The following is a 14,864-nucleotide window of genomic DNA, read 5'->3' on the forward strand; positions in this document are numbered from 1 at the left end:
TACCTAGCCGACAGTCAGGTGGCCGCCTTTTTGGCCGTTTTCTTGGCGGCAGCTTTCTTCTTGGGGGTTGCTTTTTTCCTGGTGCCCTTTTTGGCCGCGCGCTCGTTGACCAATTCGATGGCCATTTCCTGCGTCACGTCTTCGGGCTTGATGTCCTTGGGAATGGTCGCGTTGACCTTTTCCCATTTCACATACGGCCCATAACGCCCGTCCAGAACCTGCATCGCACCGCCATCGGGGTGTTCGCCCAATTCTTTCAACGCTTTGGCTGCTGCGCGACGGCCCCGCCCGGGGTTGGCGCGCTTTTCGGCCAGCATTTCAACCGCGCGGTTCATGCCGATCTCGAACACGTCGTTGGGGTCTTTGAGGTTGGCATAAACCGGTTTGGCCTCATCCGCCAGCTGATGCATCAGATAAGGACCAAACCGCCCGAAGTTCGAGCTGATCATGCCGCCCTCGGGGTGTTCGCCGATCTGTCGGGGCAGGGACAGCAGGGTCAGAGCCTTGTCCAGATCCATGTCATCCTTGCTCCACCCGCGCGGCAGAGACGCACGCGGCGGTTTCTTGTTCTCGGGCGTCGGTTCGCCCCGCTGGACATATGGCCCAAACCGACCGGATTTCAGCCAGATCTCATCGCCAGCATCTTCGCCCAGCAGACGTTCATCGCCCTCGGCACCTTCACCGGCAATGGGGCGCGTGTATGTACACTCCGGATAGTTGCCACAACCAACGAAACCACCAGTGCGCGAGGTTTTCAGGTGCAATTGGGCCACGCCGCATTTCGGACAGACGCGCGGGTCGGACCCATCCTCGCGCGGCGGATACAGCTGTGGCGCCAGCGCTTCGTCCAGCTTGTCCAGAACTTCGGAAATGCGCAGTTCGGACGTCTCACCAATGGCGGCCGAGAAATCGCGCCAGAACTTGCTCAGCAACTCCTTGTAGTCACGACCACCCGCGCTGACGTCGTCCAGCTGTTCCTCAAGATTGGCAGTGAACTCATAGCCCACGTATTGCCGGAAGAAATTCAGCAGGAAGATCGTGACGATCCGTCCCTTTTCCTCGGGGATCAGCCTGTTCTTGTCCTTGCGCACATACTCCCGGTCCTGAATCGTGGTCACGATCGAGGCGTAGGTCGAGGGGCGCCCGATGCCCAGCTCTTCCATGCGCTTGACCAAGGTGGCCTCGGTGTAACGCGGCGGCGGTTGGGTGTGGTGTTGCAAGGCTAGAACAGCCTCGTTGTCCGATAGGAGGGCGGCCTTGTCCTCCGCCTTCGCGAACTGATCTTTCAGAGAGGTTTTGGCGAACGGCGCCGGATCGCCCTGCATGATCTGCGGCAGGCGCTTTTCGTCGTCGTCAGAGACGTCATCGCGACCTTCTTCATAAACGCGCATGAACCCGTCGAACAGAACCACCTGACCGGTTGCGCGCAGGCCGACCTGGCCATCGGCGCTGCCAATCTCGACCGTCGTCCGCTCCAACCGGGCGGCGGCCATCTGGCAGGCGATGGTGCGTTTCCAGATCAGGTCATACAGTCGGCGCTGATCCTCATCCGTGACCTTCAGTGCCTTGGCGTCGCGCGACATATCCGTCGGACGGATACACTCGTGGGCTTCCTGCGCGTTCTTGGCCTTGTTCTTGTACATGCGCGGGCTGTCAGGCACGTATTCCGCGCCATATCGCTCGGTAATCGCGTCGCGCGTGGCTGCGACGGCTTCGGGCGCCATGTCGATGCCATCGGTCCGCATATAGGTAATGTAACCCGCCTCATACAGCCGCTGTGCCACCTGCATCGCGTGCCGCGCGCCCATACCGAACTTGCGGCTGGCTTCCTGCTGCAGGGTCGAGGTCATAAACGGCGCGCTGGGATTGCGGGCGGCGGGTTTGGCCTCGACCGATGTGACGCTGAGCGCGCGGCTGGAGATTGCCTGAACCGCCAGTTCCGCCTGCGTGGCGTTCGCCAGATCGTGTTTGTCCAGTTTTCTTCCGGCCAGAGTGACAAGCCGCGCTTCGTAGGTCTGACCGCGCGGAGTTTCGAATAGGGCGCGCACCGACCAGTATTCAACCGGCTTGAACGCCTCAATCTCCATCTCGCGCTCGACAATCAGACGCAGGCAAACCGATTGCACCCGGCCCGCCGATTTCGCGCCCGGCAATTTGCGCCACAAAACCGGAGACAGGTTGAAGCCTACCAAATAATCGAGTGCGCGGCGGGCCAGATAAGCCTCGACCAGAGGCATATCGACCTCACGCGGGTTCTGCATCGCCTCGGTCACCGCGTCTTTGGTGATGGCGTTGAAGGTGACCCGGCTGACCGGAGTGTCCTTCTTGATCGAGCGCCGCTTGGTCAGCGCCTCCTGAAGGTGCCAGCTGATCGCCTCGCCTTCTCGATCGGGGTCAGTGGCCAGGATCAGGGCGTTGTCTTCCTTCAGCGCGTCAGCGATGGCTTTGACGTGCTTGCGGCTGTCATTGCCGACTTCCCATTTCATCGCAAATTCATGCGCGGGATCGACCGATCCGTCCTTGGGCGGCAGGTCCCGCACATGGCCATAAGACGCCAAAACCGTGTAGTCGGGGCCAAGATACTTATTGATTGTCTTGGCTTTTGCCGGGGATTCTACAACAACTACAGGCATTTAAGGGAAAACCTCGCTCGACGAATTGGGCGCCTTCTATGATCGTGCAAAATGTGTAGGGCAAGAGCGAATTGTCAATGCGTTCCTTCAAAAACCGAAATTAGACGGCAATTTCAGCGTGCTAGAAGTGAAAATACCCGTGCGTCACGCGAAAGTGCGTCAGGCCGTCAGGGACAGCAAACCGCCGGGCTGGCGCTGAACTCGCCCTTCCAGTTCCAGATCGACCAAAGCCGGACCAATCTCGCCCGCAGTGGCGGAGATGTCGCGGATCAACTGGTCTTCGGCTATCGGTGACGGTCCCAGCCGGGCCAGTATCTCATCATGTAATGCTGCACTCGAGGGGGCCTGTTCCACAGATGCTTCAGGCAGCGAGGCCTCAAACAAGTCTGCCTGCTGCTGCGGCAGCGCTTCGATTACGTCTTCGGCGGACCGCACCAGGGTGGCCCCGTCGCGGATCAAAAGGTTGCATCCGGCCGCACGGGCATCAAAGGGGTGGCCGGGTACAGCCAGAACCTCGCGGCCCTGATCCAAGGCGTCCCGCGCGGTGATCAGGCTGCCGGATTTAGCGGCGGCTTCAACCACGACAACCGCCTGAGCCAGCCCCGAGATGATCCGGTTGCGGCGCGGAAAGTGCCGTGCTTGCGGGGTCACGCCCATCGGTTGCTCGGACACGCGCAGCCCCGATTGGGCGATCTCTCTGGCCAGATCGGTGTTTTCTGCTGGGTAGATTACGTCCACGCCGCCAGCCATGACAGCAACAGTGCCGGTATCCAATGCTGCCATATGTGCAGAGGTGTCGATTCCGCGCGCTAACCCTGACACAACGATATACCCTTGCTTTCCAAGGTTGACCGCCAACCCACGCGCCATCCGTGCACCCAGTGACGAACAGTTTCGCGCCCCGACCATCGCAATGCAGGGTTTACGCAGCAAAGACACATCTCCAATCGCCCACAACACCGGAGGGGCATCCGACAAGTTATTCAAGGCATCAGGAAAATCAGCGGACCCAAGGCACAAAAGCCGCGCATTTGCGGCTTTTGCGGCCTTGAGTTCCGCCTCAATCACGCCGGGCGGGCAAATTTCATACCCTTCAATTCCGGCTGCACGTGCCATTTCAGGCAGCGCGGCCAGCGCGTTCTGCGCCGAACCATGTTCGCGCAACAGCCGACGAAACGTCGCCGGACCGACCTTGCGCGAGCGCAACAGACGAAGCCAGGAAAACCGATCCTCTTCCGTGGTGGGTGGGAGTGTGGGGTGATAGGAAGAAAGCTGCTCTTCGGTCATCCGTTGCTCCGCCTGATTGCAGAACTGGTTTACGGCTGCAGGGGTTAACAGCTTGTGAATCCCGTCAAATTATTCGGATAATTTTCGGGGCTTTATGTGCGAAACTTTGTAATAACCTGATTTTAAAGCGCAAAATAATGGCGCCCACTTGAGGTGTGAATCAAGCAGGCGCGAAAAAACCAAACTTCCAATGGCTAGGCGTTAACCATCGCGGGGGCGATTCTCTGTCAGGCTGCTGATCCGCCGACCGTCAGACCATCCAGCAGAACTGTAGGCTGACCGACGCCTACCGGCACCCATTGACCGTCCTTGCCACAGGTTCCCATGCCCGGATCCAGTGCCATGTCGTTGCCCAAGCCGCGGATGCGGTTCAGTGCGGATGGCCCGTCGCCGATCAGTGTAGCGCCTTTGACCGGCGCGCCGATTTTACCGTTTTCGACACGGTAGGCTTCGGTGCAGGAAAACACGAACTTGCCGTTGGTAATATCCACCTGACCGCCGCCAAAACCCACGGCCCAGATGCCGTCTTTAATACCTGCAACCAAAGAGGCAGGATCGTCGTTCCCGCCCAGCATCACCGTATTGGTCATGCGCGGCATGGGATTGTGCGCATAGCTCTGACGCCGCCCGTTTCCGGTGGGTGCAACCCCCATCAATCGGGCGTTCTGCCTGTCCTGCATGTAGCCGGTCAGAATGCCGTCCTCGATCAGCACGGTCCGCGAACTTGGCGTGCCTTCGTCATCCACCGTAATCGAGCCGCGCCGGTTCGCGATGGTGCCGTCATCGACGACTGTCACGCCTTTGGATGCAATCTGCTGTCCCATTAGTCCGGCAAAGGCTGAACTTCCTTTGCGGTTGAAATCGCCTTCCAGCCCGTGCCCGATTGCCTCGTGCAGCAGGATACCGGGCCACCCGGGGCCAAGGGCGACCTCCATCACGCCGGCCGGGGCAGGGACGGCGTCCAGATTGACCAGCGCGATCCGCAGCGCCTCGCGGGCTTTGCCCTGCCAATCAGAGGGATCAATCAGCCCGTCCAGACCCACGCGACCTCCACCACCTGCCGAGCCACTTTCGCGGCGGCCATTCTGTTCCACAATGACCGAGATATTCAGGCGGGTCATCGGACGCACATCGCGCACCAGAACGCCATCTGGGCGCAGGATTTCGACCTCTTGCACGGCGGCGGCAATGGTGGCGCTGACCTGTACGACGCGCGGGTCAAGGTCTCGGGTGTAGGCATCGATCTCGCGCAGGGTTTCGATCTTGACCGGGAAGCTGGCGGATTCGATCGGGTCTTCGTCCGTATAAAGTCGCGTATTTGTAGGGCGCGGTGCTTCTGCCAATGTACCGCCACCGTCGCCCACAGCCAGGCGGGCGGTTTCTGCTGCCCGTTTCAGCGCGGGAATCGAGACGTCGGTAGAATGGGCATATCCTGCAACCTCACCTTGAACGGCGCGCAGGCCGAACCCTTCGGATGCGTCATAGGATGCGGTCTTCAAACGCCCGTCATCAAAGACCAGAGATTCGGACTTTCGCCGTTCTACGAACAGTTCTCCGTCTTCCGCCCCGGCAGTAGCAGACTGCAAAACCGCGAGCGCTTCGTCCTGAGGAAGAGCGCTTTCAAAGGGGCGAAACGGGTCGTTGGGCATCACTTGGTACCTTTCGGGTTTGATCCAGATCAAAAATAGCGTCTGTTTGACGCAAGCATTTTGCTTTATCTAGCATCAGGAATATGGTTTTTAACTTCGCCAAAGACAACGGGAGAGGTGCGACCGATTCACACCTTTTCGCCAGGGACGCAAAGATCAAACGATCAGGACAGAAAATGAAGAATGCTTTGATGCTTTCGGGGTTCATGACAGCCCTCTCCAGCCTTCCCGCCATGGCTCAGGAGCTTGAGATTATTGGCAAACCGGTTGACGGCGGCTTGGGTTTCCAGCCCGCGGCCACCAGTCTTGCCGACGGGATTCAGCGGCTGGACAGCATGATTCTGGTGATCATCACCGCGATCTGCCTGTTCGTGGCTGCGCTGCTGGTCTATTGTATCTTGCGTTACAACCAGCGTGCGAACCCGACACCGGCGCGCTTCTCGCACTATACCCCGGTTGAAATCGCCTGGACGTTGGGCCCGATCCTGATTCTGGTCTTTATCGGTGCCTTCTCGTTGCCGGTTCTGTTCAAGCAGCAGGAAATTCCCGAGGGCGATGTTGTAATCAAGGTGGTGGGCAACCAGTGGTACTGGACCTACGAGTATGTCGATCACGATTTTGCATTCGACAGCTACCTGCTGGGCCACCCGGCCACGCTGGACGAAGGCTCGCGCCCGGGTGATGCGGATGTTACTCCGTTTGTTCTGGATGACGCCATGCGCGCCAAGCTGGCCGATGCCGGTTACAGCGATGACGAATGGCTGCTGGCCACCGACACCGCCGTTGTCGTGCCGGTCGGCAAGGTCATCGTGATGCAGGTCACCGCCTCCGACGTGATCCACTCGTGGACCATCCCGTCCTTCGGCGTAAAGCAGGACGGTGTACCGGGTCGTCTGGCGGAACTGTGGTTCCAGGCCGACAAGGAAGGTGTCTATTTCGGCCAGTGCTCGGAACTGTGCGGCAAAGACCACGCCTATATGCCGATCACGGTCAAAGTGGTCAGCGAAGAGGCGTATGAGCAATGGCTGCAAGGCGCTCTGGAAGAGTATGCAGGCCAGCCTGCTGCCTATCAGGTTGCCTCGAACTGAGCCTGCCAAGGCTTAGGTAAACACTCGCAGGCTGCGCGGGGATCGCGCGGCTTTGGCCCCCAGAAGGACCGGACATGAGCGACGCAAGCATCAATGCCAGCACTGTGACCGCCACGGCGCGCGCGGACGAGGCCAGTTTTGGCGACTATTTCGCCCTGTTGAAACCGCGCGTGATGTCTCTGGTTGTGTTTACCGCTCTGGTCGGTCTACTGGCTGCGCCGGTACTGGTACATCCGTTTGTGGGCTTTTGTGCCATCCTGTTCATCGCCATCGGTGGTGGCGCGTCCGGCGCGCTGAACATGTGGTGGGATGCGGATATCGACAAGGTGATGAAACGCACGAAACGTCGCCCGATCCCGTCCGGTAAGGTCGATGAGGGTGAAGCTCTGGCGCTTGGACTGGCGCTTTCCGGCCTGTCCGTGATCATGCTGGGGCTGGCGACAAATTGGTTCGCCGGTGCCTTTCTGGCTTTCACCATCTTTTTCTACGTGGTCGTCTATACTATGTGGCTGAAGCGCTCGACGCCTCAGAACATCGTGATCGGCGGCGCAGCCGGGGCATTCCCGCCGGTGATCGGCTGGGTGGCAGCCACCGGGTCGATGACGCTGGAACCGTGGTTGATGTTCGCGCTGACCTTCATGTGGACGCCGCCGCATTTCTGGGCGCTGGCGCTGTTCATGCGTTCGGACTATGACGATGCGGGCGTGCCGATGCTGACCGTAACCCACGGTCGCCGCGCGACACGCTGGCATATTCTGGTCTATACTGCGTTGTTGGCCGCGCTGGCAGTTGGCACCGCATTTTCGGGCATTGGCGGCCCGATCTATCTGACTGTTGCGGTGGTGATGAACGCTCTGTTCCTGCGCGGTGCGTGGCAGATCTCGCGTCGGACCGAGGACGACGCAGAGGAGGACAATTTCAGGGTCGAGCGCGCTTTCTTCAAGCTGTCACTGCTCTACCTGTTCCTGCACTTCGGTGCGATTCTGGCCGAAGCGCTGTTGAAACCCTATGGCTTGGGAGGATGGTCATGAGCCTGCGCAAAGGCCACGAACTGCATGAACGCCGCTTTAGCCGAAATCTGGGGGTTGGCCTGACATTGGCGGCCTTCATCGTGATCATCTTCGGCCTGACCATCGTCAAAGTCTCAGGCACAAGCCTGGGTGTGCCGGCGCAGGAGGTGCAGAACTGATGGCATTGACCGGTCCACAGAAAACGGTGGTGCAGACGGTGGGTGTGGTTGTCTTGATGGGCAGCCTGGCCTGGGCCGCTGTCCCGTTCTACGACTGGTTCTGCCGCGTCACCGGTTTTGGTGGTACCACCGGCGTTTCCGCACAGGCGCCCGAGGATATTCTGGACCGCACCGTGACCGTCCGCTTTGACGCCTCGAAGGCCAAGGGCATGGCTTGGGAGTTCAAGCCCGTCGAGCGCGAGATGGAAGTGCGCATCGGTGAGACCGGGTTGGCCTTCTATGAGGCCTATAACCCGACCGACCGACCGATTGCAGGGCAGGCGTCCTATAACGTCGCGCCTTATTCGGCCGGTGGGTATTTTCAGAAAATCGCCTGTTTCTGCTTTGAAGAGCAGGTGCTGAAGCCCGGTGAACGGGTTCAGATGCCGGTAACTTTCTTCGTCGAACCTGAAATGGTCGAGGATCTTGAAGCCAAGTATGTGCATACGATCACTCTGTCGTATACTTTTTATGAAATAGACCTGCCCGAGGGCTACGCCGCCCTTGAAACGCAGGCAGATACAAACACGAACTAACGCCTGTAGGTGAGGGACGCTGATGGCACACGCTAAAAACCATGATTATCACATTCTGACCCCGTCGATCTGGCCGCTATTTGGCGCGGTCGGCGGCTTTGTGATGCTGTTCGGAGCCGTCCTCTGGATGCACGGCATCACCTCGTTCATGTTCTGGGCCGGTCTGGTGGCAGTTCTTTACACCATGTTTGCATGGTGGTCCGAAGTGGTGGCCGAAAGCCGCGCGGGCGATCACACACCAGTTGTTCGTATCGGCCTGCGCTATGGTTTCATCCTGTTCGTGATGTCCGAGGTGATGTTCTTTTTCGCCTGGTTCTGGTCGTTCTTCAAACATCGCATGTACCCGATGTACGATTATGCAGGCACCGAATACATCCAGCCGGATATCCATGCGGTTGACCCGTTCCACCTGCCGCTGATCAACACTCTGGTTCTGCTGCTGTCGGGGTGTGCCATCACCTGGGCGCACCATGCTCTGGTCCATGGCAATGATCGCAGGGCGCTGGTGCAGGGTCTGGCCATCGGTATCGCTCTGGGCATCGCATTTACCTTCCTGCAGGGCTTTGAATATTATGAACTGCTGGCCCATGAAGGTTGGAAATTCGGTGGCGATCAGTTCTATTCGAACTTCTTCATGGCCACTGGTTTCCACGGTGCGCATGTGATCATCGGCACCATCTTCCTTTCGGTTTGTCTGATCCGGGCTCTGCGTGGTGACTTTACCCCCGAAAAGCACGTCGGGTTCGAGGCCGCGGCCTGGTACTGGCACTTCGTTGATGTTGTGTGGCTGTTCCTGTTCTTCGCCGTCTACATCTGGGGTCAAGCGCCACTGATGTAACGCCGGTTGGGCTGTTCAATTGCAAAAGCCGCCCTTTGGGGCGGCTTTTTCTCAATTAGGTAGCAAGATTGCGCCCCATACAATTGCGTGGTTGCAATTCGGTCCGCGTGCCCCTTAACAAGACGCCGGTTCCGGATTTGCAACATGGTCTATAGATGCGCCGCATTCTCTTTTTGATGATTTTCGGTCTTGCCGGCTTGGGCGTGTTGCTCTGGCTGGGCATCTGGCAAGTGCAGAGGTTGGCGTGGAAACAGGAAGTGCTGTCGGACATCGAGGCCAGGATTGAGGCGAAGCCTGTGGGCTTGCCACGGGATATCTCGCCAGAGCGAGACAGATATTTGCCGGTGACGGTGGCCGGAGAAATGGAGCCGGGAGAAATCCATGTTCTGGTTTCGGTCAAGCAGGTTGGGGCGGGGTATCGGATCATTCAATCCTTCAGCACGGAAGCCAGGACCATTCTTGTGGACCGGGGTTTTGTGCAGACGACTGCCAAGCAGGCTGATCGCTTAACCGGGCCGATGGAGGTTACTGGCAATCTGCACTGGCCGGACGAGATCGACGGTTACACGCCCGAACCAGACATTGACGACAACATTTGGTTTGCCCGGGACGTGCCCAATCTGGCTGCGGCCCTGGGGGCCGAGCCTGTACTGTTGATCGCCCGATCGGAAACGGACCCGGGTGTTACGCCTCTGCCAGTGGATACGGCGGGCATTCCCAACGATCATCTGCAATACGCAATCACATGGTTTGGTCTGGCTCTGGTCTGGGCCGCGATGACCGGCTATTTCCTGTGGCGCAGTCGCGCCCCTTCTGAAAGTGAAGAGCAATGAAATACATCTCGACCCGTGGCCAAGCGCCTGAACTGACCTTTGAAGAGGCGATGCTGACCGGGCTGGCCCGTGATGGCGGCCTGTACCTGCCCGCCGAGATCCCGGTGATGTCGAAGGACGAGATCGCTGCGCTGGCCGGTCTGCCCTATGAGGAGATCGCGTTTCGGGTGATGTGGCCGTATGTCAGCGGCTCGTTCGCCGAGGATGAATTCAAGGCGATCATCGCCCGTGCGTATGAGGGCTTTGACCATGATGCGCGTGCGCCGCTGAAGCAGCTGAATGAGAACCACTTCCTGCTGGAACTTTTCCACGGTCCAACGCTGGCGTTCAAGGACTTTGCCATGCAGCTGATCGGACAACTGTTCCAGGTGGCCCTGAAGCGGCGCGGTGAACGTGTGACCATCGTGGGCGCCACCAGCGGGGATACCGGCTCGGCCGCGATTGAGGCGTTCCGGGGGCTGGACGCAGTGGATGTGTTCATCCTGTTCCCGCATGGCCGTGTCTCGGAAGTGCAGCGCCGCCAGATGACGACGCCTGCGGATAGCAACGTGCATGCGTTGGCCGTGGATGGCGATTTCGATGATTGTCAGGCCGCGCTGAAAGACATGTTCAACGATTTCGATTTCCGGGATGACGTGAAGCTGGCGGGTGTGAACTCGATCAACTTCGCGCGGGTTTTGGCGCAGATCGTTTATTTCTTTTCGGCTGCCGTCAGCCTTGGCGCACCCCATCGCAAGGTCAGTTTTACAGTGCCGACCGGTAACTTTGGCGACATCTTCGCGGGCTATCTGGCAAAACGTATGGGACTGCCCATTGACCGTCTGGTCGTGGCGACCAACCAGAATGACATCCTGCATCGCTGCCTGTCTGGCGAGGGGTATTTCAAAGGAAACACCATCCCCTCGATCAGCCCGTCGATGGATATTCAGGTCAGCTCGAACTTTGAGCGCGCGCTGTATTATGCCTATGGCGAGGATGGCGGTGCTGTCACTCAGTTGATGGATGAACTCAAGACCGGAGGCTTCAACGTCAGCCAGGGCGCGATGGAAGCCCTGCGCGAAAGCTTTGACTCGGGTCGCGTGTCTGAGGACGAAACTTTGGAAACAATCAAGCACACGCTGGCTCACAGCGCTGAGCTGGTCTGCCCGCACACCGCAGTCGGCATCAAGGTTGCGGAAGAGCACCGCGCGGCAGACGTGCCGATGATCACTCTGGCCACTGCACACCCGGCGAAATTCCCGGCGGCGGTCGAGAAGGCCAGCGGTGTGCATCCGCCTCTTCCATCCCGCATGTCTGATCTGTATGAACGTCCGGAACGGGTGACCCGCATTGCCAACGATCTGGGCGCCCTTGAGGATCATATCAGAAGGCATATTGCTGAGTGACAGTCAGACAAGACCAACTGAAGAACGGGTTTCGTATCGTCAGTGAAAACATGCCGGGGCTGCAATCTGCGGCCATCGGCATTTGGGTGACCGCCGGCGGGCGGCATGAGCGGATCGAGCAGAACGGGATTGCGCATTTCCTTGAGCATATGGCGTTCAAGGGCACCGAGCGGCGTTCTGCGCTGCAAATCGCCGAAGCGATCGAGGATGTGGGCGGGTACATCAACGCCTATACCTCGCGCGAGGTGACGGCCTATTACGCGCGGGTTCTGAAAGACGATGTGGCGCTGGCGATGGATGTGATCGGCGACATCGTTCTGAACCCGATCTTTGATCCGCGCGAGATCGAGGTCGAGCGCGGCGTGATCTTACAGGAAATCGGCCAGGCTTATGACACGCCCGATGACGTGATCTTTGACTGGTTGCAAGAGCAGAGCTATCACGATCAGCCGTTGGGCCGCACCATTCTTGGCCCGACCGAGCGCGTAAGTGCGTTCTCGCGTGAGGACCTGTCGGGATTCGTGGCCGAGCATTACGGCCCCGAGCAGATGATCCTGTCGGCTGCTGGCGCCGTGGATCATGACCAACTGATGAAAATGGCTGAAGAGATGTTTGGCTATCTACAGCCGCGCAGGGGCCTTATCCCCGAAGCAGCACGGTTCACAGGTGGCGAAGCGCGGCAGGAGAAAGAGCTGGAACAGGCGCATTTCGCGCTGGCGTTGGAAAGCCCGGGCTATCGCGACGATGCGATCTATACGGCACAGATTTACTCGACTGCATTGGGCGGGGGTATGTCCTCGCGCCTGTTTCAGGAAGTGCGGGAAACCCGCGGGCTCTGCTACACGATCTTCGCGCAAACCGGGGCCTATGCGGATACCGGGACAACGACGATCTATGCAGGGACCTCCGCCGATCAGGTAGCGGAACTGGCGACAATCACTATCGACGAGATGAAGCGCGCCGCCGAGGACATGAACCCCGAAGAGGTTGCTCGTGCGCGTGCCCAGATGAAGGCTGGAATGCTGATGGGGCTGGAAAGCCCGTCGAACCGGGCGGAACGTCTGGCGCGGTTGGTGCAGATCTGGGGCCGAGTACCCTCGCTTGAGGATACCGTCGCCAAAATCGACGCTGTCAGCACCGAGGACGTGCGTGCCTTTGCCGAAGACATGGCCGTAAAGGCCCCGGCAGCGCTGGCCCTTTATGGTCCGGTTTCCGGTGCACCCACCTTGGCTGAATTGCAGGAGAGGCGCGCGGCGTGATGCTGTTGGGCAGACGCAAGCTGAAACTCGAAACCGAGCGCCTGAGCCTGCGCCCGCCCGTGCATTCCGACTTCAATGACTGGGCGGCGCTGCGGCGTGCGTCCAAGGAATTCCTGACCCCGTGGGAGCCGGTCTGGGCCAAGGATCACCTGAGCCGGAAATCCTTTACCAATCGGGTCTATTGGGCGCAGAGGTCGGTTTCCAGCGGCACCGCGATCCCTTTGTTCCTGTTCCGCCGATCTGACGATGTGCTGCTGGGCGCAATCACCTTGGACAATGTGCGTCGCGGTCCGGCACAGGCAGGGACGCTGGGGTATTGGACCGGTGAGGCCTTCGCCCGCAACGGGTATATGCGCGAGGCGATCGGGGCCGTGGTGCACCACGCCTTTACCCGTCTGGACCTGAGCCGGATCGAGGCTGCCTGTCTGCCGGAAAATAAGCCCTCACGCGGGTTGCTGGAAAGCTCGGGCTTCAAATACGAGGGCGTGGCGCAGTCTTATCTGCAGATCAATGGGCGCTGGCGGACGCATGTTCTCTATGCCAGCCTGCGGTCGGACCGGCGCGGAAAGACTGACGCAGGGTAGGGCGTGGCGCGGGCAAGGAAGCCGATGGTCTGGATCAGCCATGCAATGATGAGCGTTTCAAATATCATAGGGTTTGAAGCTGAGCTAGTCCTGAGTGACAGAAAACGCGCTATCGAGGCGATGACCTGGAATAAGCTTGGAGAAGTTCAGCCAGACGAAATTTTCCCAAAAGAATTACATGCAAAACGCAAAGACAAAAAGGAAGGGAAGCAACCCCACCTATTCATGGTTGGAGGTTTTTGGGCGGTTTCTTCTGACTGTGCCGCTGTTTTGCGTCAATTCGATCTGGGTGAGGGAAAGCTCGATCCAGTGAAACTGCTTCAACATGACCCTACCAAGCCCGTTGAAGGCGAGTACTTCTGTTTGAACTTTGGTGTGCAGAAGACGGCCGTTCTTACGGATCAGCCACCACGCATAGATTAGCCTAGCGCGAACCATGACGTCTGGGAGCCTCTGGCGATGCAGGACAAGGATATTGCTGTCTCGTCGAACGCTTAGGAAGGACTGGATCTTTGGATGGATACGCGGTTGCACCGCGCTTTTTTTGTGAGTGGTCCGTTGGTACAAGCCTTACGCGTAGCGAAGGTTTCTCGCCCATTCGCGCTGCGCAAGTGCGTCGTCATCTAAGACTGCCGCTATGACCAGCCCCGTGTTTTCGCTGACCCACCATTTGCAGGGGTGACTTAACTGCGCGCTGCGCTACACTTCCCTCATGCGCTGGATTGTTGCGGCATTGATGGTGATTTCGGGCGGGGCTGCGGCGCAGGAGCGGCGACCGAGCCATTGTATAGCCATCGCGGATGCTGCGCCTGGAATCGAGTATGTTCACAAGGCCGCGTGGCAGGACCCGATACCCGAGTATTCAGTTCGGATCAGCTATATCGCCCATGCCTCGTTTCTGATCCAGACGCGCGGCGGGTTGAACGCGGTGACCGATTTCACCGGCTTTATCGGCAGCGCTGATCTGATCCCGGATGTGGTCACCATGAACCACGCGCACAGCACCCATTGGACCGCGCATCCCGATCCGGCCATTCCGCATGTACTGCCCGGCTGGGGAGATTTCGGGCAGGGGATCGAGCATCACCTTGATCTGGGTGAGATGCTGGTGCGCAATGTCTCGACCGATATCCGGTCCCCCTATGGCGGGGTCGAAGAGCGTGGCAATTCGATCTTTGTGTTTGAGATCGAAGGGCTGTGTATCGGTCACCTAGGGCATCTGCATCATGTGCCGTCGGACGAACAGTTTGCTGCCTTGGGGCGGTTGGATGTGGTGATGGCCGCAGTGGATGGCGGCACGACCATGCCTCTGCCCGAAATGATCTCGGTTTTGAGGCGGCTGAAAAGCTCGGTCATTATCCCGATGCACTGGTTTTCCGGCTTTTCGCTGGACCGGTTTCTGGTTGATGTCCGCAATGACTTCCCGGTCGAGCGTAATGGTGTCTCGGAACTGACCGTTTCTTTGAAGACGCTTCCGGACCGGCCCACCGTAGTGGTGCTGGAGCCGCGCTATCTGATTGAATTGGAATAGGGCTTGTGGGGGT

General features: G+C 59.0%; 14 protein-coding genes. 11 read left to right on the forward strand and 3 right to left on the reverse strand.

Features of this window, described 5'->3' with window-relative positions; all coding sequences use genetic code 11:
- Window positions 1-14 precede the first annotated feature (14 nt).
- The 3 genes from topA to tldD all read right to left on the reverse strand — a co-directional run bounded on the left by topA (window position 15) and on the right by tldD (window position 5,569).
- Window positions 15-2,633: a type I DNA topoisomerase gene (topA, locus tag ACR0IM_RS15520; protein ID WP_480682470.1), complete on the reverse strand. Its 2,619-nt coding sequence runs from the start codon at window positions 2,631-2,633 to the stop codon at window positions 15-17.
- A 159-nt stretch (window positions 2,634-2,792) separates the two neighbouring features.
- Complete coding sequence (dprA, locus tag ACR0IM_RS15525) at window positions 2,793-3,920, reverse strand: DNA-processing protein DprA (RefSeq protein WP_480682471.1); 1,128 nt, start codon at window positions 3,918-3,920, stop codon at window positions 2,793-2,795.
- Between the two features lie 227 nt (window positions 3,921-4,147).
- Window positions 4,148-5,569: a metalloprotease TldD gene (gene tldD / locus ACR0IM_RS15530; RefSeq protein WP_480682472.1), complete on the reverse strand. Its 1,422-nt coding sequence runs from the start codon at window positions 5,567-5,569 to the stop codon at window positions 4,148-4,150.
- Between the two features lie 176 nt (window positions 5,570-5,745).
- Between tldD and coxB the strand changes: the two genes are divergently transcribed.
- The 11 genes from coxB to ACR0IM_RS15585 all read left to right on the forward strand — a co-directional run bounded on the left by coxB (window position 5,746) and on the right by ACR0IM_RS15585 (window position 14,851).
- On the forward strand, window positions 5,746-6,657 hold the full coding sequence (gene coxB, locus ACR0IM_RS15535; protein ID WP_480593920.1) for a cytochrome c oxidase subunit II: 912 nt from the start codon (window positions 5,746-5,748) through the stop codon (window positions 6,655-6,657).
- Between the two features lie 74 nt (window positions 6,658-6,731).
- Window positions 6,732-7,688: a heme o synthase gene (gene cyoE, locus ACR0IM_RS15540; protein WP_480593919.1), complete on the forward strand. Its 957-nt coding sequence runs from the start codon at window positions 6,732-6,734 to the stop codon at window positions 7,686-7,688.
- Entirely contained in the window at window positions 7,685-7,846 is a 162-nt protein-coding gene (locus ACR0IM_RS15545) for a hypothetical protein (protein WP_480593918.1), read from the forward strand. Before cyoE ends, ACR0IM_RS15545 begins: the two co-directional genes overlap by 4 nt.
- Window positions 7,846-8,421 (forward strand): cytochrome c oxidase assembly protein, encoded by a 576-nt coding sequence (locus ACR0IM_RS15550; protein WP_480682473.1) that lies wholly within the window; start codon window positions 7,846-7,848, stop codon window positions 8,419-8,421. The genes ACR0IM_RS15545 and ACR0IM_RS15550 overlap by 1 nt, the downstream gene beginning before the upstream one ends.
- Window positions 8,422-8,443: 22 nt before the next feature.
- On the forward strand, window positions 8,444-9,259 hold the full coding sequence (locus ACR0IM_RS15555; protein WP_480642936.1) for a cytochrome c oxidase subunit 3: 816 nt from the start codon (window positions 8,444-8,446) through the stop codon (window positions 9,257-9,259).
- Window positions 9,260-9,414: 155 nt separating this feature from the next.
- Window positions 9,415-10,092: an SURF1 family protein gene (locus ACR0IM_RS15560; protein WP_480593913.1), complete on the forward strand. Its 678-nt coding sequence runs from the start codon at window positions 9,415-9,417 to the stop codon at window positions 10,090-10,092.
- Window positions 10,089-11,477, forward strand: a complete 1,389-nt coding sequence (gene thrC / locus ACR0IM_RS15565) for a threonine synthase (protein ID WP_480682474.1) — start codon at window positions 10,089-10,091, stop codon at window positions 11,475-11,477. Before ACR0IM_RS15560 ends, thrC begins: the two co-directional genes overlap by 4 nt.
- Window positions 11,474-12,736, forward strand: coding sequence for a M16 family metallopeptidase (locus tag ACR0IM_RS15570; RefSeq protein ID WP_480682475.1), 1,263 nt, complete (start codon window positions 11,474-11,476; stop codon window positions 12,734-12,736). The genes thrC and ACR0IM_RS15570 overlap by 4 nt, the downstream gene beginning before the upstream one ends.
- Window positions 12,736-13,320, forward strand: coding sequence for a GNAT family N-acetyltransferase (locus ACR0IM_RS15575; RefSeq protein ID WP_480593908.1), 585 nt, complete (start codon window positions 12,736-12,738; stop codon window positions 13,318-13,320). The genes ACR0IM_RS15570 and ACR0IM_RS15575 overlap by 1 nt, the downstream gene beginning before the upstream one ends.
- A gap of 24 nt (window positions 13,321-13,344) precedes the next feature.
- On the forward strand, window positions 13,345-13,743 hold the full coding sequence (locus tag ACR0IM_RS15580) for a hypothetical protein (RefSeq protein ID WP_480682476.1): 399 nt from the start codon (window positions 13,345-13,347) through the stop codon (window positions 13,741-13,743).
- A 289-nt stretch (window positions 13,744-14,032) separates the two neighbouring features.
- Window positions 14,033-14,851, forward strand: a complete 819-nt coding sequence (locus tag ACR0IM_RS15585) for an MBL fold metallo-hydrolase (protein WP_480682477.1) — start codon at window positions 14,033-14,035, stop codon at window positions 14,849-14,851.
- The last annotated feature ends 13 nt before the right edge of the window (window positions 14,852-14,864 follow it).

The organism is Ruegeria sp. BF6, assembly GCF_056538665.1.

Coding starts and splice junctions, on each gene's coding strand:
- tldD (WP_480682472.1), bottom strand. CDS start 5,569: ATGCCCAACGACCCGTTTCGCCCCTTTGAAAGCGCTCTTCCTCAGGAC.
- topA (WP_480682470.1), bottom strand. CDS start 2,633: ATGCCTGTAGTTGTTGTAGAATCCCCGGCAAAAGCCAAGACAATCAAT.
- ACR0IM_RS15550 (WP_480682473.1), top strand. CDS start 7,846: ATGGCATTGACCGGTCCACAGAAAACGGTGGTGCAGACGGTGGGTGTG.
- ACR0IM_RS15585 (WP_480682477.1), top strand. CDS start 14,033: ATGCGCTGGATTGTTGCGGCATTGATGGTGATTTCGGGCGGGGCTGCG.
- thrC (WP_480682474.1), top strand. CDS start 10,089: ATGAAATACATCTCGACCCGTGGCCAAGCGCCTGAACTGACCTTTGAA.
- coxB (WP_480593920.1), top strand. CDS start 5,746: ATGAAGAATGCTTTGATGCTTTCGGGGTTCATGACAGCCCTCTCCAGC.
- cyoE (WP_480593919.1), top strand. CDS start 6,732: ATGAGCGACGCAAGCATCAATGCCAGCACTGTGACCGCCACGGCGCGC.
- ACR0IM_RS15545 (WP_480593918.1), top strand. CDS start 7,685: ATGAGCCTGCGCAAAGGCCACGAACTGCATGAACGCCGCTTTAGCCGA.
- ACR0IM_RS15580 (WP_480682476.1), top strand. CDS start 13,345: ATGGTCTGGATCAGCCATGCAATGATGAGCGTTTCAAATATCATAGGG.
- ACR0IM_RS15555 (WP_480642936.1), top strand. CDS start 8,444: ATGGCACACGCTAAAAACCATGATTATCACATTCTGACCCCGTCGATC.
- ACR0IM_RS15575 (WP_480593908.1), top strand. CDS start 12,736: ATGCTGTTGGGCAGACGCAAGCTGAAACTCGAAACCGAGCGCCTGAGC.
- dprA (WP_480682471.1), bottom strand. CDS start 3,920: ATGACCGAAGAGCAGCTTTCTTCCTATCACCCCACACTCCCACCCACC.
- ACR0IM_RS15560 (WP_480593913.1), top strand. CDS start 9,415: ATGCGCCGCATTCTCTTTTTGATGATTTTCGGTCTTGCCGGCTTGGGC.